The sequence below is a fragment of the Breoghania corrubedonensis genome (assembly GCF_003053845.1).
Classification (GTDB): Bacteria; Pseudomonadota; Alphaproteobacteria; order Rhizobiales; family Stappiaceae; genus Breoghania; species Breoghania corrubedonensis.
The window spans coordinates 57,144-80,157 of sequence record NZ_QAYG01000009.1; the positions used below are offsets into that span (position 1 = coordinate 57,144).

Here is a 23,014-nt window from a genome sequence, read left to right on the forward strand (position 1 = left end):
TCCCCTGATCAGACCAGCATCTTGCCTTCGGCGGAAATGGCGTTGGCCACCGCCTCGTCATTGGCCTCGTCCGGCAGCAGCATCTCATTGTGGGCCTTGCCCGACGGGATCATCGGGAAACAGTTGGTGAGGTTCGCTACCCGGCAGTCGAACACGACCGGTCGCTTGATGGAGATCATCTCCGCGATCGCATCGTCCAGATCCCCCGGTTTGGAGCATTGCATGCCGACCCCGCCATAGGCGTCCGCCAGCTTGACGAAATCGGGCAGGGATTCCGTATAGGAATGCGACAGCCGGTTGCCGTGCAGCAGCTGTTGCCATTGGCGCACCATGCCCATGTACTGGTTGTTCAGGATGAAGATCTTGACCGGCAGCTCGTGCTGCACGGCCGTGGACATCTCCTGGATGTTCATCAGTATGGAGGCATCGCCGGCGATATCGATGACGAGGCTGTCGCGATGCGCCACCTGCACGCCGATGGCCGCCGGCAGGCCGTAGCCCATCGTGCCGAGCCCGCCCGACGTCATGAAGCGGTTGGGCTCCTCGAAGCCGAAGAACTGCGCCGCCCACATCTGGTGCTGGCCGACTTCGGTGGTGATGTAGGTGTCGTGCCCCTTTGTCGCCTCGTAGAGCCGCTGGATCGCGTATTGCGGCATGATGACGTCGCTGTTGGGCTTGTAGGCGAGCGAGTCGCGCGCGCGCCATGCATCGATCTGCTTCCACCAGGCCTTCATCGATTTCTCGTCCACCTTCAGCGCGGACGAGCGCCAGATCCGCACCAGATCTTCCAGCACATGGCCGACATCGCCGATGATCGGCAGATCCACCTGCACGTTCTTGTTGATGGACGAAGGATCGATGTCGATGTGAATCTTGGTCGAATTGGGCGAAAAGGCATCGAGCCGCCCGGTGATGCGGTCGTCGAAGCGCACGCCGATGGCGACCATGACGTCGCAATCGTGCATCGCCATGTTGGCTTCATAGGTGCCGTGCATGCCCAGCATGCCGAGCCAGGCATCGCCGGAGGCCGGATAGGCGCCGAGCCCCATCAGCGTCGAGGTGATGGGAACGCCGGAGAGCTTCACCAGTTCGCGCAGCAACTGGCAGGCTTCGGGCCCGGAATTGATGACGCCGCCGCCGGTGAACAGGATCGGCCGGCGCGCGGACGCCAGCAGCTCCGCCGCATGGCGGATCGATGCCATGTCGCCCTTGATCTGCGGACGATAGGTCTTGTGCTCGACGCGGCTCGGCCCGTGATATTCGCCGGTGGCGAACTGCACGTCCTTGGGAATGTCGACGACGACGGGACCGGGACGTCCGGTGGTCGCGACCTGGAAGGCCTCGTGCAGGATCCGAGGCAGGTCCTCGATGCGACGGACGAGCCAGTTGTGCTTGGTGCAGGGCCGGGTGATGCCGACGGTATCGCATTCCTGGAAGGCATCGGAGCCGATCAGCGCCACGGGAACCTGACCGGTAATGCAGACGAGCGGAATGGAATCCATCATCGCGTCGGTGAGTGCGGTGACCATGTTGGTCGCCCCCGGCCCCGACGTGACCAGCACCACGCCCGGCTTGCCGGTGGAGCGCGCATAGCCTTCCGCGGCGTGTCCGGCGCCCTGTTCGTGGCGCACGAGGACGTGCTTGACCGCGTCCTGCTGGAAGATCTCGTCGTAGATGGGGAGGATCGCTCCGCCGGGATATCCGAACAGATATTCGACGCCGTGGTCCTTCAGCGCCTGCAGAACCATACCGGCGCCTGTCATCTCCCGTGTCATCGTCTCGTCCTCGTCCTTACCGCCGGTTTCGCCCGGCTCACCGGCCCGCGAGAAGGGCCTCGTTGTTCCGTCAAGCTCCGCCCGTTCCGCAACAGCCGATCGGGTAATAAAAAAGGGCCCCGAGGGCCCCTGTTGCGCACGACACCGTTCCGGATGACCTCAGGCCATCCCGGCAGCGTGCGCGTTCCTTACAAGAATGATCGTCGTCATGCGTGTTCCCCTCCGCGATCGGGAGAACCCCCGTTCACGTTGCGCCAGACCCTAAGCGCGCAGACAGGGCCGGTCAAGCGTAAAAGCGCGAATATTTCGTCGCAGCCTCGTCCGCTTGACGAAAATTTCGCGGCATGTGGCGACTGAGGTGAGCCTGAGCCGCCTTCATGCGAATTTTTCGCAGGCTGTGGCCGTTCTCAGACCATCGGCACGTCGATGGTGCAGCACATGCCGTTGGGTGTGAATGTGCGCTCCACTTCACCTTCGACCTGCATTGGCGTCACCTCTTCGATGATGCGGGATCCAAAGCCGATATTGTCGGGTGCCTTCACCCCCTCCAGGCCGCTTTCATTCCACTCGATCCGGAGTTTTCCCGCCTCCAGCACCCAGCGAACATCAAGGCGACCATTGGGATCGGAGAACGCGCCGTACTTGGCCGCGTTGGTCGACAGTTCATGGAAGGCCATGCCCAGCGCCTGGGCCTGAATGCTGGTGAGCATCACCCGCGGTCCGCGCAGCGTGATGGCGCTACGGCCCTCATTGCGGAACGGGGTGAGTTCTCCCTCCAGCAGGTCCGACAGCAACATGCCGTCCCAGCCGCCATTGACCAGCAGCTGGTGGGTGCGGGCCATGGCGTCGATTCGCTGACCGAAGACCGTGGTGAAGTCGTCCATCGTTTGCGCATGGGCGGCGGTGCGCCGCGCGATGACAGTAATCGTCGCCAGCAGGTTCTTGATGCGATGTGCGAATTCGTGAGAAACGGCATCGCGCATCTGCTCGGCGGCAACGTCCTGCGTCACATCCACCGCGTGCTGCACGACCCCGCAGACACGGCCCACCTCGTCGTGGACGGGAACGTGCCGGCAGGTCCACACCACATCGCGCCGGCTTCCGCCGTCAGTCTCGGGAATGGGAAACCTCTGACGCTCCAGCGTCGACGGGCGCCCGTCGAGCGCTTCACGCAAGGCCGTCTCGAAGGGCGCGATTTCTTCCGCGTTGCCGGGAAAGGCATCGAAGACATACGCGCCCAGCAGTTCTGCCCGGGTGCGCTGTGTCGCTTCCAGATAGTGATCGTTCACATCCAGAAAACGCAGATCGGTGTCGAGCACCATGTAAGGTGTCGGCAGGTCCTTGAAGAGCCGCCGATAGTCGATCTCGGTCATCGCCGTACTGGTACCTTCCCCACCCAGCGACATGGGTGGACTACGCTCCGGAACAAATCTCCCGCGAGAAATCAGCGCATAGCGGAAAATCCAGACGTCCCGGAAAGCCCAAATGCGCGCAGCAAACCCCGCAAGCGACTCGCTGCATTACTGCCGCGCTCTCGCAAAACAGGTATCGGATACGACGAGTGATGGGAAGCGGTACTCGCCGACCGTACGAATTCGTACAATGGTCGGCGAGTTAGGCGGGTCTGAGGCAACCCCGGAGGCCGCCTCGCGGGAGGGCCGCGCTCCGAAGAAGCGCGTCAGCCGACCCGATCGATCCACGCCGCGAAGCTGTCGACGAAGCCCTGCAGGAAGGCGGCCGTCTGTTCGTTGACAACATGCCCCTCATCATCGAAGAGCTCGTCCTTATAGGCAAAGTAAACCTCGGGCTGCCCCATAAGGGCCATACCGACAACGACGAGAACCTGCTTGAGCTGCGACTGGCCCACGGCGGCACCGATGGCGCCGGGTGACGTACCGGCGATCGCGGCGGGTTTGCCGGCCCAGGAATTCTTGCCCCAGGGGCGCGTGCCCCAGTGGATGGCGTTGTCGATCGCCGGCGCATAGGTGCGGTTGTATTCCGGCGTGACGAACAGCACGCCGTCGGCGGTCTCGATATCGTTCTTCAGCCGCAACACGGAAGTCGGCGGGTTCTCCCACAGATCCTCGTTGTAGAGCGGAAGATCGCCGATCTCGACGAACTTGAAGGCGAGCTTGCCTTCCGCCAGCTTGGCGAGGCTTTCTGCGAACTTGCGGTTGAGGGAGCCGGCTCTGAGCGAGCCGACGAGCACTGCGACGGTTTTCATTGTGAATTGCCCCGTATACGATGGTAACCGGCTCTACATGAGGAACTGGCCGCTGCGCCGCAAGATGGCACTTTCACCTCCCCTAGTTACCTCGACGAAACCCAAGGGCCTCCCGTTTTCCGGAGATGGATGAATGAGTTACGCAACGGATTTGACGGAAACCAGCGCTTCGCGCGCCGCATCGACCGACACGGCTCCTTCGCAAGTGCACAAGCCGGGCCAATGCACCCGTGCCAACGAGGTGATCTCGCTGGTAGGCGACAAGTGGAGCGTTCAGATCGTCATGTTGCTGGGGACCGGGCGGCACCGGTTCATGGAGATCAAGCGGGCAATCGAGGGCATTTCGCAGAAGATGCTCACCGTGACGCTGCGCGGTCTGGAGCGAGACGGATACGTGACCCGGACCGTCTACCCGACCATTCCGCCGAAGGTGGAATACGAGTTGACCGATCTTGGCCTCGACCTGCTTGAGCCTCTTCGAGCACTTGGCTCCTGGGCACTCGCGAACCACGACCGCGTCGTTGCCGCACGCACAGCTTATGATGCGCGCGCCAAGGCGAAATAGCACACAACGGCGCGATGGCGCGGGTGAGCTATTCCGCCTGCACCCGAGGGGCGGCAGGCGGGCGTTCGCAGGCGCCCTCGTTGGAAAGGCCCGCCAACAACACCCGCCCGATTTCCCCTCAGACCCGCTCGATCTTGCTGGCGGCCTCGTCGATCAATGCGACCGCGGCACGCACCTTTTCCTCGTCGAGCCCTTCGCGGAGACGGTTCTGAAGCACGGCGCGGAGATTTTGCATCGCCCGGCGTACCGGAACGACATCGGTTCGCTCCTGTTCCTGCGACAGCTCATCGAGCCGCTTGAAGAGCATGTCGACCGCTTCGCCCTGCTCTTCCATATGGGCCAGCCCCTGCGGGGTCGCCGCGAAGAGCTTGCGCGCGCCTTCGCTTTCCGTTTCCGCGATGAGGTCCATCTCCGTGAGCAGCGTCAGGGTCGGGTAGATAACGCCGGGGCTCGGCGCATAGCCACCGCCTGTGCGTTCCTCGATCGCGCGGATGAGGTCGTAGCCGTGACGCGGCGTCTCAGCGATAAGCTTGAGCAGAACGAGCCGCAACTCACCGCCGTCGAACATGCGCCTGCGTCCGCGCCCGCCGTGCCGGCGTCCGCCGCCACGCGGGCCCCCTTCGCCCTCAAAGTCGCCAAAACCGCCGCGCATGCCGCGATGCGGCCCTTCATGGCAGCATTCGCCGCCCTCATGATGGCCTTTTCCCGCGCCGCCATGTGCGTGATGACCACCACAGCAACCACCTTCACGGTGGCCGTGCATATGTCCTTGTCCATTCATTAGAAAACTCTCTTTCATTCTTTTCGATAGTTCCAAGATATATCTTAAGCTGCGCGAGTCAAGATATATCTTGGAACTATCTGGGTGGACATTACCGTCGTCCGCGCGTTTCGGACTGGGGTCACGACCGCACGACGCAGGTCCTGTGCGGCGCCCTCTGCGGATGCCCTTACGGAAGGAGCGAGAACGTTCCGATCACCTCGGACGCAGCCATGGGAGCGCATTTTTCGCTTGACCGAACGGGACTGTCGGCCCTACATAACGAACCGTACGGTACGGTTCGCCCGCTTGAAACTGGCGAGCCCCCAAAAGACCTGCCTGCTGCCCGCGAACGGCAGGCAGGCGAGAGACCGACAGGAAACAGCATGCCCCGCGCCGCCGACACGGCCGCACAAGACAGCGATTTCACGCCGCGCCAGGCGGCTGTGCTGACATGCGCCCTGTCGCTGCTGGTGGAAGGCGGGGAAAAGGGGCTGACGACGGCGGGGCTTGCGCGCGCCGCCAATTGCTCCAAGGAATCCCTCTACAAGTGGTTCGGCGACCGCGATGGCCTGCTTGAGGCCGTGGTCACCTTTCAGGCCTCCAAGGTGCGCCCGCTCGGCGCCAGCGAAAGCGCGCTCGATGCGGCCGGCTACCGCCGCCGGCTTGTCACCTTCGCCCACGAACTCCTTTCCGTGCTCGCCGGCGACGTTTCGCTGGCGCTGAACCGGCTCGCCATCGGCCAGGCCTCGCGGCCCGAGTCGCCGCTCGGTCGGCTTCTGGTTGAGCGCGGCAAGCATTCGGTGACGGCGCGCGGCCGGGCCCTGCTTTCCGCCGGCCGCCGCCAGCGCCACCTCGAATTCGACGATGCGACAGCCGCCTACTCCACCTTTTACGGGCTGGTGGTGCGCGACGTTCATCTGCGCCTGCTGCTGGGCGATGCGCTGGAGCCCGGTGAGGATGATTTCGCCGCCCAGGCGGAAGCGGCCGTAAGCCAGTTCTGCCGCCTCTACGGATCGCAACGATCGGTGGAGACGCTTTCGACGTCTTGAGACTACCGCACGCGGCGAGGATGCGCCCTGCCCGCGGCGGCGTGAATAACTGAATAAAACCAACGTTTGGAAGGAGAAGCTATGCGCGTCTATTATGATCAGGATGCCGATCTGGGTCTCATCAAGGACAAGAAGGTCGTCGTCATCGGCTACGGTTCGCAGGGTCGCGCGCACGCGCTCAACCTGAAGGATTCCGGCGTCAAGGACGTCGCCATCGCGCTGCGCGAAGGCTCTTCGTCGGCCAAGAAGGCAGAGGCCGACGGCTTCGTGGTCAAGAGCGTGGCCGACGCCGCCGCCTGGGCCGACCTGATGATGATGGCCACGCCGGACGAGCTTCAGGCCGACATCTACAAGGACCACATCGCCCCCAACATCCGTGACGGCGCCGTCCTCGCCTTCGCCCACGGTCTGAACGTGCATTTCGGCCTGATCGAGCCGAAGTCCACCGTCGACGTGATCATGATCGCGCCGAAGGGCCCGGGTCACACCGTGCGCTCCGAATATGTGCGCGGCGGCGGCGTGCCGAACCTGGTGGCGGTCGCGCAGGATGCGTCGGGTAACGCCCTCGACATCGCGCTTGCCTACGCGGCGGGCCTCGGCGGCGGCCGCGCCGGCATCATCGAGACCACCTTCAAGGAAGAGTGCGAGACCGATCTCTTCGGCGAGCAGGCGGTCCTGTGCGGTGGCCTCGTGGAGCTGATCCGCGCCGGCTTCGAGACGCTGGTGGAAGCCGGTTACGCGCCGGAAATGGCCTATTTCGAATGCCAGCACGAGATGAAGCTGATCGTCGACCTGATCTACGAAGGCGGCATCGCCAACATGAACTACTCCATCTCCAACACGGCGGAGTGGGGCGAGTACAAGTCCGGCCCGCGCGTCGTCGGCTCCGAATCCAAGGCCGCGATGAAGGAGATCCTCAAGGAGATCCAGTCCGGCCAGTTCACCTCGGAGTGGATGCAGGAATGCAAGGCCGGCCAGGCCCGCTTCAAGGCCACCCGCCGCAACAACGACGGCCACCAGATCGAGGAAGTCGGCGAGAAGCTGCGCGGCATGATGCCCTGGATCAAGAAGGGCGCGCTCGTCGACAAGTCCAAGAACTGATCCGGGCTACCGGCTCGCTGCGATCCAGGGTCTTTTCCTCTGCGCCGGCCTTGAAGGCCGGTCGCGGGGGATCAAGAAGGGCGCGCTCGTCGACAAGTCCAAGAACTGATCCGGGCTACCGGCTCGCTGCGATCCAGGGTCTTTTCCTCTGCGCCGGCCTTGAAGGCCGGTCGCGGGGGATCAAGAAGGGCACGCTGGTCGACAAATCCAAGAACTGATCCGGGCTACCGATCCAGTAAATGAGGGCTTGCCGCTCCCCCTCGGGGCACGCAAGGCCATCAAACGAGACGGCCCGCCAGAAACTCTCCGGCGGGCCGTTTTACAACCGAGCACAGGTCACGGGATTTACCGCCTTATTTCGCGGCGGCATCGACTTCCAATAACCCCAGCCGTTTGAGCGCGGCGATTGCTTCCACGCTGTCCAGCCCCGCCGCCTTGCGGTAGTTCGCGACCGCTGCGGCCATATCTTTCGGCAGGACATCTCCCGCCTCCTGGAGCGCGCCGAGATAGTAGAGCCCGTCCGCGTCGTTCTTCTCTGCCGCCTGCCGGATCATGGCCAGTCCGGCCGGGACATTGACGTCAATGCCCATGCCCCCGACCATCATCCAGCCGAGATTGGCTTTGCCGCCGACAAAATTCTGCGCCACGGCCCGCCTGAAGAGACTGACTGCCATTGCATGGTCCTGCGATACGCCGCGCCCGTCGCGATAGAGCTTGCCAAGCGCCACCAGCGCGTAACGGTCCGATTGCTCGATCGCCTTGCGATACCATTTGACCGCGGCTTCAAGGTCCTGCTCGACGCCGAGCCCGATCTCATAGTACCAGCCGACATTGTTCTGCGCCGTCGAATTGCCGGCCTCGGCCGCCTTGAGATAGTGCCGGAAGGCTCCCGCACGATCGGGCTCACCAATCTTTCCAAGGTACAATAAATCGCCGATGAGAAATTCGGCCTTGCCGGGAAGTTCGTAGGCTGCGCGCTGGAACAGCCCCAGCGCCTTGCCGGGATCGGCCTCGACCATATAGCCGTCGCGATAGATCCGCCCCAGTTCGATCTGGGCCCATGCGTCACCCTGCCCGGCGGCTCTTGCGATAAGTGTCAGCCCTTCGCGCTTTTCCTCGTCGCTGCTTCCCTGATAGAGCTTGCGCCGCCCCAGTTCGTGCAAGGTTGCCGGATCGTCGGCTGCCGCACCGCGAACGAGCCATGACATTGCCGCCTCCCTGTCGACGGCGGTCCCGATGCCCTTGGAATAGCAACGAACGACGTCGTAGTAGCCCGTCGTGAGCCCGCCCTCCGCCGCTCGCAGATACAGGGAAAAGGCTTTTTCGGGATCCTTCTCGACGAAGGTCCCTTTCTCGTAAACGACCCCGAGTGCATTGAGCGCAAGCACGTTGCCCCGCCGCACCGCCCGCTCGTACCAGTCGAGCGCCTTGACGCCGTCCGGCGGATCGCGCTCGGCCCAATAGCGCCCGAAGATCTGTTGAGCCCCGTTGTCGCCGCTCTCAGCAGCCTCCTCCATCAGCGCGATACCATCTTCGCCGGCTTCAGGCGCAACCAGCCCCTTCGCCAGAAGTGTTCCGAGATGGGCCCGCGCGGACGCCCGCTCGCGCCCGGCACGCCTCAGCCATTGCGCAGCGGCCGCATAGTCGCGCTCGACGGAATTGCCCTCATAGAACATGAGCCCCAGCGTCTCCTGCGCCGAGATATAGCCGCCCTCCGCCGCCAGTTTCGCCTGCTCGATCGCTTCCGCGACTGCTTTCTCTCGCTCGCCGAAAGCCGTCCGCAACAACATGGACAGGGCGAAATGCGCTTGCGCAGGCGCATCAGGAGCGGTTGCGGCCTGTCGCAGAAACGCCTCCGCGACCACGCGATCATGCGGCACCACGAAGCCATAGGCATAACCGAGGCCTGCGAGCAATTTCCTGCGCGTTTTCCCCCCTTCGGACACCCCCGCCTTTCCGGTCTGTGCCCCGATCGCGATCATCGCACTCATCGAGTCCATCGAAAGCGCACGCCGTATCCCCTGCAGCCCGGCCCAGAAATTGTCTGGCACCCCCCGCCCCTCGATCTGCATGATCGAGAGGTCGACAAGCGCACCGACATCGCCAGCGTCCGAGGCGATACGCCTGAGCGCTGCCAACGTCTTCAGCTCCTCCTGCGAAGGGTCGTCTTCAAGCGCGGCGATGGCGATACGCAGGGACGCCTCGTCGCCCCCCTTGGCGGCGGCCAGGCGCCATTTTCTCGCAAGGTCCGCATCCGCGGGCAGGCCGTTGCCTGTCTCGTAGATCTCCGCAAGCCGGGCTTTCGCATAGTCGTTCCCCGCCTCCGCGGCCCGGGAATACCATCGGGCCGCTTCCTCCGGGTCTTTCGGCCCGTAAAGGCCTGTCGAAGCGTAAAGCCCCAGCCGCGCCATTGCTTCATTGCCACCGCTTTCCGCGGACTTGCGCAGCCAGCGGAAACCTTCCTCCGGATCCGCCTTCACTCCGATGCCATCGAAATAAGCCTGCGCCAGCCGAACCGTCGCATAGGAGTTTTCAGCGTCGACATCGACCGCCTTGCGGAAAGAGGAAAAGGCAGCCTGCGGATCGCGCGCGTCGCCCCCGGCCTCGGCATATACCTCGCCCAGAAGGGCGGCGGCGAAAGAATAGGTATCGGCGGCGTCCGTCAGATAGATGCGTGCCTTGTCGAAGTCCTGCTCGGTGCCCTCACCGATCCTGTAGGAGAACCCCAGATAGAGCGCCGCCTCGGTCATTCCCTGCTCTTCGGCCAGAGAGAACCATCGCACCGCCTCGGCCTTGTCCACACCAACGCCGCGACCTTTCCAGTAGAGCTTGCCCAGGCCCACCTGACAGTCGCCATCGCCCAACTCGGCACCGCGACGGAAATAGGATCGGGCGAGAGCGTAATCACGATCAGGCGCCTCGCTATCCGAATAATGCAGGCCCAATCGATAGAGCGCGAATGTGGAGCCCTTGTCGATTGCCGTTCGGTAGAGTTCCAGTGCCTTTGCGGCATCCTGGGGTTGCCCCAGTCCGCTCTCGATCAGATAGCCAAGGTAGGCGTCGGCATCGCCTTTGGTTTCAAGCTCCTGGGCGCCGCGATAGATTTCAGCCGCGCGCGCGTAGTCTTGCGCAACACCGCTGCCATTCTCGTAGGCCTCGCCCAGGAGCAGCATCGCCTTGCCGTCGCCCTGATCCGCAGCCATGCGATAGTAGTCGGCAGCCTTTGCGGCATCTTTGTCGACACCTTTTCCAGCGTTGTACATCTGACCGAGAAAACGCTGCGCCGTCGCATCCCCGGCGTCGGCGCCCTTTCGGTAATACTCGACTGCCTTGACGGGATCGGCGTCTCCCAGCCACCCCTGTTCGTAGAGAACGCCGAGCATCGCCATTGCTCTGTCGTTCCCGTCTTTGGCCGCTCGTTCGAACCGGGTTCGGGCCTCCTGGTAGTCGATCGCGACTCCCTCGCCACGGGCATACATCAGGCCAAGCGAGTAGCTGGCATAAGCGACCCCGTTGCGCGCCGCCGACTTCATCCAGAACAGAGCCTGATCATCGTCCTGCGGCACGCCTCTGCCATTCAGATACATCAAGGCCAGCCGCATCGCCGCCCAGTCGTTGCCAAGCTCGGCAGCACGCCAGTAGAGCCGCGACGCCTGCTTCTCGTCGACAGCGACCGGCCCGCCCACGTCGTAGTACCAGGCAAGGGAGGCAGCCGCTTCAGGCAGCCCTTGCGCCGCCGCCTTCGCGAACCAATCGACCGCCATTGTCAGGTTCGTGTACCCGGCCGTTTCACTTTCGTAGAGAAGGGCGAGCCTGTATTGCGCGCTCGCATCGCCAAGTTCGGCCGCCGCTTCGAGCATGTCGAAATCGATACCTTCGACGGGAAGGCGCATCTTGCCAAACAGCTCATGATCAAGCGCATTGGGCCGATCAAACTGAAAATTTGCCACCCCGCGCCCGCCGCGATTGACGCGGCTCTCGATGGTCACCGCTTGTACAGAGCCGGAAATCAGCAGAAGGAAGACGACTATAACGACACGCGCGTTCACGGCATCTCCTCAATACGGAGGAAAGACAATTCAAATGAATACTATAGGAACCTAAGCCACACTCGATGACACACGCAAGCTTCCGTGAGCCCCAGGCAAAAGCCCGGCCGGGCTTACCGGCTAGGCAGATCCAAAGACACTCCAACATTGCGATATCACGCGGCCGCGACGTCCTTCAGGAAGCGCGCGATTTCTTCCTGGAAGGATCTTCCTTTCGACGTCGCGTCAGTGCTTGCGGCGAGCATCGACGCCGCGGACTGATTGGTTTGCCCGACCGCCTCGTCCAGCGAACCGATGCTCTTGACTACCGTCTGTGTCTGCGCCGCCGCATTCTGGATGTTTCGGCTGATTTCGACCGTCGCGGCGCCCTGCTGCTCGACCGCGGCCGCGATGGCTGCCGTGTAGCCGTTCACCTCGTCCATCGTGCCGGTGATACCGCCAATTGCCCCCACGGCCTCCTCCGTCGCGATCTGGATTGACGAAATCTGAGAGGCGATCTCCTCCGTCGCCTTCGACGTCTGTGTCGCCAGTTCCTTCACTTCCGCAGCGACAACCGCGAAACCGCGCCCGGCCTCTCCGGCGCGAGCGGCCTCGATCGTCGCGTTCAGCGCCAGCAGGTTGGTCTGCTCGGCGATATCGCGGATGAGGGACACCACGTCGCCGATCCGTTGCGCCGATCGCGCGAGCCCGGCCACCTTTTCGTTGGTGGACTGGGCCGCACCGTTCGCCTGACCGACGATATCGGTCGTGCGGACCACCTGATGCGAGATTTCCGAAATCGACGACGACAGCTCTTCTGCCGCCGATGCCACCGTCTGCACGTTGCCAGCCGCTTCACTGGATGCAGCGGCCGCGCCACGCGCCTGTTCCGCGCTCGCCGCCGCGACCTGCTCAAGTCCCCTGGCCGTCGACTGGAGATCTGCGTTGGTTTCCTCTACGGAGGACAACAACCCTTGCGTTGTGGCGCGGAAGGTTTCGATCAGCTGTTCCACACGCTGCTGCCGTGTTTCGCGCGCCCTCTGATTGCGCCTGTGCTCATCCTCCAGGCGTTCCCGCTCGATGGCATCGACACGGAAGATATCGACCGCACGGGCCATGTCACCAATCTCGTCCGCGCGTTCCGTCCCCGTCACGGCTATGTCGCGGGCGCCGCCCGCAAGAGCCACAATCTCGCCGGCGACGCACTTGAGCGGGCGCAGAACCGTGCGATTGGAGAAATAGAGGATCCCACCGGCGATCGCGAGAAGCAGCACGGAAAGGGCAATGCCGGTGAGCTGGGCCGTGAGCGCGATCGCCTGATAGGCGGAGCGGTCCACGGCGAGAAGCGCGACCGCGATCGGCTGACCGGAGTAGTCGGTCACCGAAACGCGGGTGATGCGATAGTCACCGCTTTCGATACTGCTTCCCTCGCCCGCCAGTTCCCTCATCAGTGCCTGTGGCGCAAAGCCGTCCGGCAGGGTATTGCCGATAATGTCGTAGCCCGCATCGGACGGCCGCAGCACCGCCAGCGGATACCCTGTCTGTGAGGTGAAGGTGGAGACGAAATTCTCATGAAAGCCGAGGCCGAACTCCACCGAGCCAATGTGCTTTCCATCGCTGAAAACCGGTACGACGCCTCGATTTCCGATCCCGGCAACGCCCTTTTCAAGACCCCAGACCGGTTTCAGTGTTTCGTTGGTCTGAACCACGGTCTTTCTGAAGCCCGCGAGATCGTCGCCGAATTTCGCCACCTTGTGAACGCGCAGGAACGAGATCGCCGGCGGAAGGTGGAACTGGAACTGGCGAACGCCGAAGTTCTTCTTGAGGTCCGCGAAGGAGGCTTCGAATTCGCTGGCGAGAGCGTCGCGGTCGCCGGCTGCGAATGTCTCCCGCACCCCTGCGTCACCGGCGACAAGGCTCGCCAGCATCAAGGCCTGCCGGCTTTCCGCTTCGATCGACGCCTTCAGCTGCTGCTGCGCGCCGTTGACCTCCCGGGTAAGAGCCGTCTCGGCCATGTGACTGGAGACCCACTGGGATACACCAAAAATCGCAGCTGACGCAAAGATGGCCAACCCTACAATCACCAGGCACAATTTGGCTCTAATCGTTTTCATGGACGTTTCCTCGCCAGCAGACCGGGCATTCGCCGTATTGATGCTTGTTTCAAGAGCAATTTTGACATGAACTCATGTAATTTCACTTAAGCATCAGCCGCCCCTCGCCACGTGTTGAGACGATCTCGCGACAGACTCCGGCCGACGCGAAGCGCCGCATCGCGTTTGGATCGGATTTACGAAAAATTAAGCATAAGTGGCGGAACAGCCGCGCCCCGGAGGTGGATGCGAAAAGACCGGCCTTGCGGCGTTTTTCGGCGAAAACCGAACCCTGTTGCCTGCGGCTTTGGTGACACACAGAGGAAATGCGACCGGTCTGCGACGAATTCCGGCGGCGCAAGAGTATATTTTGTTGGCCGCGCCGCCCCCCTTTCAGGTATTGGAGAACGCTGAGGGAGTATCTCCCGCGCCGCCGTCCGAACGCCAACCTGAAGCCGGGAACAAGCTTGATGTCGCGACCCTATGCCATCCTCGACGTGTTCACCAATCAGGCGCTTGCGGGCAACCCGCTTGCGGTCGTGCTGAATGCGGACGGCCTTGAAGACGCGGCGATGCAGAAAATCGCGGCGGAGTTCAATCTGTCGGAAACGGTCTTCATCCTCTCTCCCGACAACCCCGCCCATTCCGCGAGGGTGCGCATCTTCACCCCCGCACGCGAGCTTCCCTTTGCCGGCCATCCCACCATCGGAACCGCCATCCTGCTCGCCACTGACCGCTTCGGCGAAATCGATCAGGCGCAGGACGCCATGGTCGTGCTGGAGGAGACGGTCGGCTCCGTACGCTGTGGTGTGAAGTTGCAGCCCAAAGCCGCGGGCTTTGCCGAATTCGACGCACCGCGCATCGCCAAACCCCATGGCATCAGTCTCGGTGACAAGGCAGAAGTCGCGGCGGCCCTCGATCTCACGACCTCCGACATCGGCTTCGAAAATCACCGCCCCTCGGCCTTCGAGGCGGGCGTCCCCTTTGCCTTCGTGCCGGTGGGCGGGCTGGATGCGCTGGGGCGCGCCAGGCCCAACCTGGCCGCCTGGGTGGATGCCTTCGGTGATGGCGACCATAACTCGGCCTTCATCTATTGCCGTGACACCCGCAACCACCGAACCACGTTCCGCGCTCGCATGTTCGCTCCCGACATGGGCATTGTCGAAGATCCGGCCACGGGCTCGGCGGCGGCGGCGTTCGCCGGTGTGGTCCTCTCTTTCGACAAGCCCACCGACGGCACGCATTTCATCCGCCTGGAGCAGGGCTTCGAGATGGGACGCCCCTCGCTGATCGATCTTGAGATCGATATCGAGGCTCACGCGCTGAGCGCTGTGCGCATTGGCGGTCAAGCCGTCATCGTGGCGCGCGGCGAGTTGTTTATCTGAGGCCCTGGATACATTTCGCGGCACTCGCATCGTTGCGGCCCGGCCTTCCATCGCACAAAGTCGCTTGCGCCGGCGCGCCCGATCACCTAAACACCTTCTTAATATTCAGGTGAGCGGCTTAATCTTTCGATAACCCGCTGCGGACACACTGCTTCGCACACGACCTTCGCGACAGCGGATACCTTGATGACAGTGGCTTCGGCGAACCACGCCGAAGCAACGAAACGGCAAAGCGGAGACTGACGGGACCCATGATCGCCCGCCGCAACATTTCGGCACTTGCGATCGACGCGCGACTGCGCGGCGCCCCCTCCCTTATTGCCCTTCTTTCCCTTTCGCTTCTCGGCGCACTCCTCCTTATCTGCCCCTGAGCGTCGACTGCCCCTTATTTGAAGGGCGGGCACTCAGGGGAGTTTCAGATACCGAGCGACAAGCCCGAATGAACGTTGATGCCCCAACGGCCGCAAATTCGCAAAACAGCAGGCCCCGGGCAAGGAAACCGAAGGACGACCCCCGCAATGACCGCAGGAACCCCCGCTGCCACCAGTGCAGGCAATGACGCCGCCAACACCAATTCCTCCGTCTCTTCCGAAGCCGAGCACGTACGGATCTTCGACACCACCCTGCGCGACGGCGAGCAGTCGCCCGGCGCCTCGATGACGTTTGAGGAGAAGTTGCAAGTCGCCGAACTGCTCGACGAAATGGGCGTCGACATCATCGAGGCCGGTTTCCCGATCGCCTCCAACGGCGACTTCGAAAGCGTGCAGGAGATCGCACGGCGCTCGAAGAACTCCGTCATCGCCGGTCTGTCGCGCGCGGCCTTCAAGGACATCGACCGCTGCGGCGAGGCGGTGAAGCCGGCAGGCCAGCCGCGCATTCACACCTTCATCTCCACCTCGCCCATCCACATGAAATTCAAGCTGCAGTTGGAGCCGGACGAGGTCCTGCAGCATGTCTCCGAAAGCGTGGCGCGCGCCCGCAACTGGGTGGACGATGTGGAATGGAGCGCGGAGGACGGCACCCGCACCGAGTTCGAGTTCCTGTGCCGGTGCGTGGAGGCCGCCATCAAGGCCGGCGCCACGACGATCAACATTCCCGATACGGTCGGCTACACCACGCCGCTGGAATATCGCGAGCTGTTCATCAAGGTGCGCGAGACGGTGCCGAACGCCGACAAGGCGGTGTTTTCCGTCCACTGCCACAACGATCTGGGCCTCGCGGTCGCCAACTCGCTGGCCGGTGTCGCCGGCGGCGCGCGGCAGATCGAATGCACCATCAATGGGCTGGGCGAGCGCGCCGGCAATGCGGCACTGGAAGAGATCGTCATGGCGATCCGCACCCGCCACGACGTGCTGCCCTACACCACATCGATCAAGCCGCAGTTCCTGATGCGGGCCTCCAAGCTGGTTGGCGCGGTCACCAACTTCCCCGTGCAGTACAACAAGGCGATCGTTGGCAAGAACGCCTTCGCGCATGAGAGCGGCATCCACCAGGACGGCATGCTGAAGAACGCCGAGACCTACGAGATCATGAAGCCCGAGGATGTCGGGGTGAAGGCGACCTCGCTGGTCATGGGCAAGCATTCCGGCCGCCACGCCTTCCGCGAGAAGCTGTCCGATCTGGGCTTCGAGCTGGGCGACAACGCCTTCGCCGACGCCTTCCGCCGCTTCAAGGATCTGGCCGATCGCAAGAAGAACGTCTACGACGAGGACATCGAGGCGCTGGTGGAGGACGAGATCTCCACGCGTGGCGACGAGATGGCCAAGGTCATCGCGCTGACGGTCATCGCCGGCACCGGCGGACCGCAGAAGGCGATCATCACCATGGAAGTCGACGGCCAGCACATCACCAAGGAAGCCAACGGCGACGGCCCGGTGGACGCGACCTTCAAGGCGATCCGCGCTGTGATGCCGCACGAGGGACATCTGGCGCTCTACCAGGTGAACGCTGTCACCGAAGGCACCGATGCGCAGGCCGAGGTTTCCGTCCGTCTGGAGGCCGGCGGGCGGATCGCCACCGGCAAGGGCGCGGACACCGATACGCTGGTCGCCTCCGCACGCGCCTATGTCTCGGCGATGAACCGTCTGGCGCTGCGCATGAAGTCCTCCAACCCGGCCGGCGGCGCCCTCAAGGCGAGTTGAGCGGGAGCGGACTATGAGCAGGAAGGGGCCGGCCATTGCGCCGGCCCTGTTTTTGTTGGCATTCGCGCGCGGACAAAGGAAAGCGAAAAGGAGCGGCTTTGCCGCGCATGTTGCGCTGGATTCCGGGTCTGGCCATGCAGCTTCGCTGCAGACCGCCCGGAATGAGGAACAAGTGGCGGGCTTGAAGCCAGACCCAACTTCCCTCATTCCGGACAAGCGAGGCGAAGCCGCGCGCTGATCCGGAATCCAGCGTGGGCAAGCGCGGCGCAGCCGCTCCGAATTCTTCTCCCCGTCACCAACCGCTCTTCCCCCTCCCCCCGGCCCCTGCTATTCCCACGCCAGCAAACGATCCACGGACATCCCATGACCACTGGCCTTTACGGCGCACCCTCGCGCGAGCTTGTCGATATCCCGGCGGACGCCCTCCAGCTCTCGCCGCTCGTGCCGGGCGCGCGCGTCGCAGAGACGCTGAACGATACCTCGCTCGACGCGTTGATCATGCTCGCGCCTCCGGGCACGGACGAGCGCGCCTTCGCCATGGCGCATGGCTTGCGCGCACTGAAGCCCGGCGCGCCCTTCACCATCCTCGCGCCGAAGGACAAGGGCGGCAGCCGGCTCGCCAAGGAACTGGCCGCCTTCGGCCTCGATGCCGAACAGACATCAAAGCATCATCACCGCATCTGCACCGGCGAGCGACCGGCCGAACTTCACAACCTCGATGAGGCCATCGCCCGCGGCGCCCCGCGCCTCGACGAGGCCCTGGGCCTGTGGACCCAGCCCGGCATCTTCTCGTGGAACCGGCTCGATCCGGGCAGCGCGGCGCTTGTCGACGTGCTGCCGCAGCTTTCCGGCAAGGGCGCGGATTTCGGGGCCGGACTCGGCATCCTGTCGGCCCGCGTGCTGACCTCGCCATCCGTCACCAGCCTCGATCTCTACGATCTCGACCACCGCGCCGTAGAAGCCGCGCGCCGCAACATCGCCGATCCGCGCGCCCACTTTCACTGGGCAGACGTGCGCACGGCACCGATTGCCGGCGATCTCGATTTCGTGGTGATGAACCCGCCCTTCCACGAGGCGGGATCCGAGAACCGCGCGCTCGGCCAGACCTTCATCCGCCGAGCCGCCGGTGCGCTTCGAAAGGGCGGCGTGCTGTGGCTCACCGCCAACCGCCACCTGCCCTACGAGGCTCCGTTGCGCGAAGTCTTCGCCCGCGTGGAGCCGCGCGGCGAGGTGGCCGGCTTCAAGCTCTTCGAGGCCCGCAAATGACCAAGGCCATCCGGCTCGACAAGCTTCTCGCCAACATGGGCTACGGCTCGCGCCGCGAGATCCAGATCCTCGCGCGCTCCGGCCGCATCGTCTTCGACGGGTCGGAACTGCGCAAGGCGGACGATCGCATCGCGCTCGATGCGGACCTGCCCGAGCGCATGGAGATCGACGGCGAGCCACTCGATCCCTTGCCCGGCCTCTGCCTGATGCTGAACAAGCCCGAGGGCGTGACCTGTTCGCACAAGGAGGCGGGGCCGCTGGTCTATTCGCTGCTGCCCGAACGCTGGCGGCGGCGCGATCCGGCGCTCTCCACCGTCGGCCGCCTCGACAAGGAGACCTCCGGTCTGCTGCTCCTGACCGACGACGGCACGCTGCTGCACCGCATCATCTCGCCGAAGAACCATGTGGCCAAGCGCTACGTGGCGACGCTCGCCCGTCCGTTGCGCGGCGACGAGGCGGATGCGTTCGCCGCCGGCACATTGATGCTGGAAGGCGAGGACAAGCCGCTGGCGCCCGCGGCGCTGGAGGTCGTGTCGGAAACGGAAGCCCGCCTCACCATCACCGAAGGGCGGTACCATCAGGTCCGCCGCATGTTCGCAGCGCTCGGCAACCACGTGGAGACCCTCCACCGCGACCGCATCGGCGGGCTGGACGTGCCGGAGCATCTTGGCCCCGGAGAATGGCGAGTGATGGGAGAGGCCGACATCGACAGGATCTTCGACGCCAAAGCGCAAGCGCCGGGTGACGAGGCCTGAGCGTGTCTCGTCCGGCAGGAACGCGATTGTCTCGCCATGCAGCGTAACCGTTACCATCATCTTGGCTGGCATCACGGCATCGAGGTCTTCGAGGCCTCTTTCAGCACCCAGACCTTCAACCGGCACAGCCACGAGGGCTTCGCCATCGGCGCCATCGCCGACGGGGCCGGCGGCTATGATTGTCGCGGCGAAAGCGTCATCCTGCCGGCCGGCTCGTTATCGCTTCTCAATCCCGAGGAACCCCATACGGGCAGGGCCGTGGCCGACCGCGTGCGCTACAACATGGTCTATGCCACGGAGGACGCCGTGCGCGCCTCGCTCGGCCTGCGCCGGCTCACCGGCTTTCGCGAGGTCGCGCCGCGCGATCGCGACCTGCGGGTGACATACTACCTGCAACTCCTGGCCGACCGGCTGAACGCGGCGCAAGGACCGGGCTGGAGGCTCGCGGTCGAGGAGGCCGTGCACGAGGTACTCGCGCGCACATTCGCCTGCTATGCGGGGGTCCCGTTGCGCCGGCCCGGACACGAGCCCGGCATGATCCGCGCCTTGCGCGAGAGGATCGCGTCCGGCGTGACGGCGGGTGAGAGGCTGAGCCTGCGGGATCTGGCGGCCGAACGCGGGTTCTCGCCCTCCTACCTGATCCGCAGCTTCGCCCGCGCCACCGGCATGACGCCGCACGGCTATGTCGTGCAATGCCGCATCCAGCTTGCCCGCGACCTGATGCTGGACAACGTTCCGGCCGCGGAAGCCGCACTCGCCGCCGGCTTCTGCGACCAGGCCCACATGATCCGGCAGTTCCGGCGCCACTACGGCGTTTCGCCGGGCGTTCTGATCCGGCACTGACAGGTCAATTTCGTCCAATCCCGCCAGCACGCGCTGTGGCATGAGCCCCCTTCCGTCACGAAGGAAGCCAACATGCCGATCAAACCCGTCATCATCCTCTCGCAAGAACTGCCGAAAGGACTGCAGGCCAATTTCGCCGCCGTTCTGGCGATGAGCCTCGGAAAGCTTCAGCCGGACCTCGTGGGCGCCGCGACGCCAACCGCCGACGGGATCACGCTGGAAGGGATAACCACCGTCGCCCTGCCGATCCTCGCCGCACCGGCCGAGGATCTGCCGCAGCTTTTCGAGGATGGAGCCGACCTGCCGCTGCGCCTCGCCTACATGCGCTCCGCCTTCGAGGCCCGCAACTACGACGACTACACGATGCGCATCGCCGAAAAGCCGCTGGCCGATCACGTGCCGCAGGCGCTGCTGTTCGCCGGACCGCGCAAGGCGGTGGACCGCCGCTTTGGACGCCTGCCGCTTCTCAGGTGACAGCACTGCCGACGACCGTCGCCCCCTGCCCCGGCCACCGCAACAGATGCGCCGGGCACACGCGGCAATCGGTGCTGCCGAAGCCGGACACGGGGACCGTGAAACCTGCTTGCATGAGCGTGGCGACAAGATCGCATTCGCCGCGATCCGCAAACGCCGCGGCCCGCACTTCGCCGGCCGCGATCGTCAGCCGGTCGACATGCCAGCGCAGCGTCTTCTCGCGTCGCATGTGGCGCGACACCCGGGCGCGGATGCCGCCCGGCCCATGCGCACTGCCGCAATAGGCATACCAGCCACGGCTGAGCACCGGGTTGCCGAGCCGTGGCATGTCGAGGGGGAGCCGTCGCGGCAGGCGAATCAGCAGGACATAGGAACCCGGTCCGTCCGGCAGGTGCGCGACCGTCCGCTCCGACACCCACCGCGCCCCGCAAATGCAGTCGCGAAGCCCGACCGGAAGGCTCATCCCTCCATCGCCTCCAACTCGCGCACCACCCGCGCGGCAGTCGCATCGATCTCGTCCGGCGAGATCCGGGGCCAGTCGCCCATCTGGTTGCGGAACCACGTTTCCTGCCGCTTGGCGTAGCGGCGGGTGTCCGTCTTGCACCGTTCGATCGCCTCACCAAGATCACGCGTCCCGCACGCGGCTTCGGCGAGCGGACGCACGCCGATCGCCTTCAGCGCCGGCATGGCCGGATCGATATTGCGCGCCACAAGCGCGCGCGCCTCCTCCAGCCCACCCTGTGCGACCATATCCTCGAAACGTTCGTTGATGCGCGCATGCAGCCAGGCGCGGTCGGGCGCGATGACGAGACGGATGGCATCCTGTCCGACAAGCGGCTCGCCCGCCCCGCCCTGCCAAAGGCTCAGCGAGCGCCCCGTCGTTTCGATGACCTCGAGCGCCCGCAGGATTCGTTGCGTGTCGCTCGGCCTGAGCGCCTGCGCCATGACGGGATCGCGCCGTGCGAGTGCCGCATGGATCTCTTGCGCCGGCATACGCTCCGCCGCCGCGCGCCAGTGCGCGCGAATCTCTTCATCGACCAATGGCACCGGCGACAGCCCCTCCGTCAGTGCCTTGAAATAGAGCCCCGTGCCACCCGCCACGACCGCTGGAACGTTACGGCCCGCGAGTTCCGCCAGAACAGCGGCCACCTCGTCGCTCCAACGGCCGACCGAATAGGGCTCGCAAGCATCGACATGGCCATAAAGACGATGTTCGGCTTGCGCTTCCTCCTCCACGCCCGGACGGGCGGAGAGCACGCGCAGATCGCGGTAGATCTGCATGCTGTCGGCATTGACGATGGCCGCGCCGGCCGCCTTCGCGACCTTCAGCGCCAGAGCCGACTTGCCGCTCGCCGTCGGTCCCGCTATCAGGACGACACGCCCGAAGGTCTCATGTTTAACCGGATCATTCATGTCACACGTCGCAACGCTCATTTCCAATCCTGCGGAACCGGCCATCGATGACGCGCTGATGGCACGCCTGTCGCGCCTCATGCCCGGCGTCGGCGAAACGCAGGTGCTGAAGCCCGGCGTCGCGGCGGATCTCCCCTTCGAGGCCGGCTCCATCACCGACCACGGCGGCTTCATCGCCACATTACGTGATGCGTTGGCGAGCCTGCCGGTCGATGTCTTTGTGCAGAAGGCCGAAGGCAGGCGCAAGCGGCTGCTGCTGGCGGACATGGATTCCACCATGATCGGCCAGGAATGCATCGACGAACTGGCGGCCGAAGTGGGTCTCAAGGATCGCATCGCCGCCATCACCGAACGTGCGATGCGCGGAGAGATCGCCTTCGAGCCGGCGTTGCGCGAACGGGTCTCTGCCCTCAAGGGCCTGCCGGTCGCCGCCATCCGGCGCGTTATCGACGAACGCATCACGCTGACGCCCGGCGGCCGAGCGCTCGTGCAGACCATGAAGGCGAACGGCGCGCTCTGCGCGCTGGTCTCCGGCGGCTTCACCCATTTCACCAGAGCCATTGCCGCGATGATCGGCTTCGACGAGAACCACGCCAACACGCTGGAGGCCGCCGGCGACACGCTGACGGGCACCGTGCGCGAGCCGATTCTCGGCAAAGATGCCAAGCTCGCGCACCTCAAGCGCCTGACGGGGAAACTGGGGCTGGATCCTTCGCAGACGATGGCGGTGGGCGACGGCGCCAACGATCTCGCCATGATCAAGGAAGCCGGCGTCGGCGTCGCCTACCACGCCAAGCCGGCGGTGGCTGCGGAGGCCGCGGCCCGCATCGACCACGGCGACCTGACGGCCCTGCTTTATCTCCAAGGATACCGGGAAGAGGATTTCGCGAAGTAGGAACGGGGCCACAAATCGGCAGTTGTTCGAGAATTCGCCCCTTGTTCCCCTCTCCCCCCTTGCGGGGGAGATGTCGGCCCTTGCCGACAGAGGGGGGTTAGAGCGGCAGGTTCAGAGCAAGCGGCGCCCCCCTCTGTCACGCATGCGCGTGACATCTCCCCCACAAGGGGGGAGAGGGGAACAAGCGGAAAACGCACGGACCGAGATCGCCCCCTAACAACGAAAAAGCCCGCGGAACCAACAG

General features: G+C 64.4%; 18 protein-coding genes. 10 read left to right on the top strand and 8 right to left on the bottom strand.

What is annotated here, in order from left to right; translation table 11 throughout:
- Positions 1-8 precede the first annotated feature (8 nt).
- The 3 genes from C8N35_RS18850 to C8N35_RS18860 all read right to left on the bottom strand — a co-directional run bounded on the left by C8N35_RS18850 (position 9) and on the right by C8N35_RS18860 (position 3,999).
- A complete protein-coding gene (locus C8N35_RS18850) occupies positions 9-1,775 on the bottom strand; it encodes an acetolactate synthase 3 large subunit (RefSeq protein WP_107991281.1) in 1,767 nt (588 codons plus the stop codon).
- A gap of 407 nt (positions 1,776-2,182) precedes the next feature.
- Positions 2,183-3,181 (bottom strand): sensor histidine kinase, encoded by a 999-nt coding sequence (locus C8N35_RS18855; RefSeq protein ID WP_107991282.1) that lies wholly within the window; start codon positions 3,179-3,181, stop codon positions 2,183-2,185.
- Between the two features lie 272 nt (positions 3,182-3,453).
- Positions 3,454-3,999, bottom strand: a complete 546-nt coding sequence (locus C8N35_RS18860; RefSeq protein ID WP_107991283.1) for an NADPH-dependent FMN reductase — start codon at positions 3,997-3,999, stop codon at positions 3,454-3,456.
- A 133-nt stretch (positions 4,000-4,132) separates the two neighbouring features.
- Here C8N35_RS18860 and C8N35_RS18865 point away from each other — a divergent pair, with 133 nt between their 5' ends.
- Positions 4,133-4,564: a winged helix-turn-helix transcriptional regulator gene (locus C8N35_RS18865; RefSeq protein ID WP_107991284.1), complete on the top strand. Its 432-nt coding sequence runs from the start codon at positions 4,133-4,135 to the stop codon at positions 4,562-4,564.
- 118 nt (positions 4,565-4,682) lie between these two features.
- Here the strand turns inward: C8N35_RS18865 and C8N35_RS18870 are convergent, their stop codons facing one another.
- Positions 4,683-5,132 (bottom strand): PadR family transcriptional regulator, encoded by a 450-nt coding sequence (locus C8N35_RS18870; protein ID WP_245926862.1) that lies wholly within the window; start codon positions 5,130-5,132, stop codon positions 4,683-4,685.
- 578 nt (positions 5,133-5,710) lie between these two features.
- Between C8N35_RS18870 and C8N35_RS18875 the strand changes: the two genes are divergently transcribed.
- Positions 5,711-6,376 carry a TetR/AcrR family transcriptional regulator gene (locus tag C8N35_RS18875; protein ID WP_107991286.1) on the top strand — a complete coding sequence of 222 codons (666 nt, stop codon included), beginning with the start codon at positions 5,711-5,713 and terminating at the stop codon, positions 6,374-6,376.
- Between the two features lie 81 nt (positions 6,377-6,457).
- Positions 6,458-7,477 carry a ketol-acid reductoisomerase gene (gene ilvC, locus C8N35_RS18880; protein WP_107991287.1) on the top strand — a complete coding sequence of 340 codons (1,020 nt, stop codon included), beginning with the start codon at positions 6,458-6,460 and terminating at the stop codon, positions 7,475-7,477.
- A gap of 353 nt (positions 7,478-7,830) precedes the next feature.
- Here the strand turns inward: ilvC and C8N35_RS18885 are convergent, their stop codons facing one another.
- Positions 7,831-11,526, bottom strand: coding sequence for a tetratricopeptide repeat protein (locus tag C8N35_RS18885; protein ID WP_107991288.1), 3,696 nt, complete (start codon positions 11,524-11,526; stop codon positions 7,831-7,833).
- A 155-nt stretch (positions 11,527-11,681) separates the two neighbouring features.
- A complete protein-coding gene (locus tag C8N35_RS18890; RefSeq protein WP_170122169.1) occupies positions 11,682-13,520 on the bottom strand; it encodes a methyl-accepting chemotaxis protein in 1,839 nt (612 codons plus the stop codon).
- Positions 13,521-14,068: 548 nt separating this feature from the next.
- Between C8N35_RS18890 and C8N35_RS18895 the strand changes: the two genes are divergently transcribed.
- From C8N35_RS18895 to C8N35_RS18920, 6 genes are all read left to right on the top strand, one after another.
- Positions 14,069-14,983 carry a PhzF family phenazine biosynthesis protein gene (locus C8N35_RS18895; RefSeq protein ID WP_107991290.1) on the top strand — a complete coding sequence of 305 codons (915 nt, stop codon included), beginning with the start codon at positions 14,069-14,071 and terminating at the stop codon, positions 14,981-14,983.
- A gap of 518 nt (positions 14,984-15,501) precedes the next feature.
- A complete protein-coding gene (locus tag C8N35_RS18900; protein WP_107991291.1) occupies positions 15,502-17,124 on the top strand; it encodes a 2-isopropylmalate synthase in 1,623 nt (540 codons plus the stop codon).
- Between the two features lie 363 nt (positions 17,125-17,487).
- A complete protein-coding gene (locus C8N35_RS18905) occupies positions 17,488-18,390 on the top strand; it encodes a class I SAM-dependent methyltransferase (protein WP_107991292.1) in 903 nt (300 codons plus the stop codon).
- A complete protein-coding gene (locus tag C8N35_RS18910; RefSeq protein ID WP_107991293.1) occupies positions 18,387-19,145 on the top strand; it encodes an RNA pseudouridine synthase in 759 nt (252 codons plus the stop codon). The genes C8N35_RS18905 and C8N35_RS18910 overlap by 4 nt, the downstream gene beginning before the upstream one ends.
- Positions 19,146-19,181: 36 nt before the next feature.
- Positions 19,182-19,988 (top strand): AraC family transcriptional regulator, encoded by an 807-nt coding sequence (locus C8N35_RS18915; protein ID WP_107991294.1) that lies wholly within the window; start codon positions 19,182-19,184, stop codon positions 19,986-19,988.
- A 72-nt stretch (positions 19,989-20,060) separates the two neighbouring features.
- Positions 20,061-20,462, top strand: a complete 402-nt coding sequence (locus tag C8N35_RS18920) for a DUF2000 domain-containing protein (RefSeq protein ID WP_107991295.1) — start codon at positions 20,061-20,063, stop codon at positions 20,460-20,462.
- Here C8N35_RS18920 and C8N35_RS18925 read toward each other — a convergent pair.
- Positions 20,455-20,925: a GIY-YIG nuclease family protein gene (locus C8N35_RS18925; protein WP_210203604.1), complete on the bottom strand. Its 471-nt coding sequence runs from the start codon at positions 20,923-20,925 to the stop codon at positions 20,455-20,457. The two genes, C8N35_RS18920 and C8N35_RS18925, sit on opposite strands and share 8 nt — an antisense overlap.
- Complete coding sequence (gene miaA, locus C8N35_RS18930) at positions 20,922-21,875, bottom strand: tRNA (adenosine(37)-N6)-dimethylallyltransferase MiaA (protein ID WP_107991296.1); 954 nt, start codon at positions 21,873-21,875, stop codon at positions 20,922-20,924. The genes C8N35_RS18925 and miaA overlap by 4 nt, the downstream gene beginning before the upstream one ends.
- On the opposite strand from miaA, the gene serB reads away from it, so the two are divergent.
- A complete protein-coding gene (gene serB / locus C8N35_RS18935; RefSeq protein WP_107991297.1) occupies positions 21,874-22,770 on the top strand; it encodes a phosphoserine phosphatase SerB in 897 nt (298 codons plus the stop codon). The two genes, miaA and serB, sit on opposite strands and share 2 nt — an antisense overlap.
- The last annotated feature ends 244 nt before the right edge of the window (positions 22,771-23,014 follow it).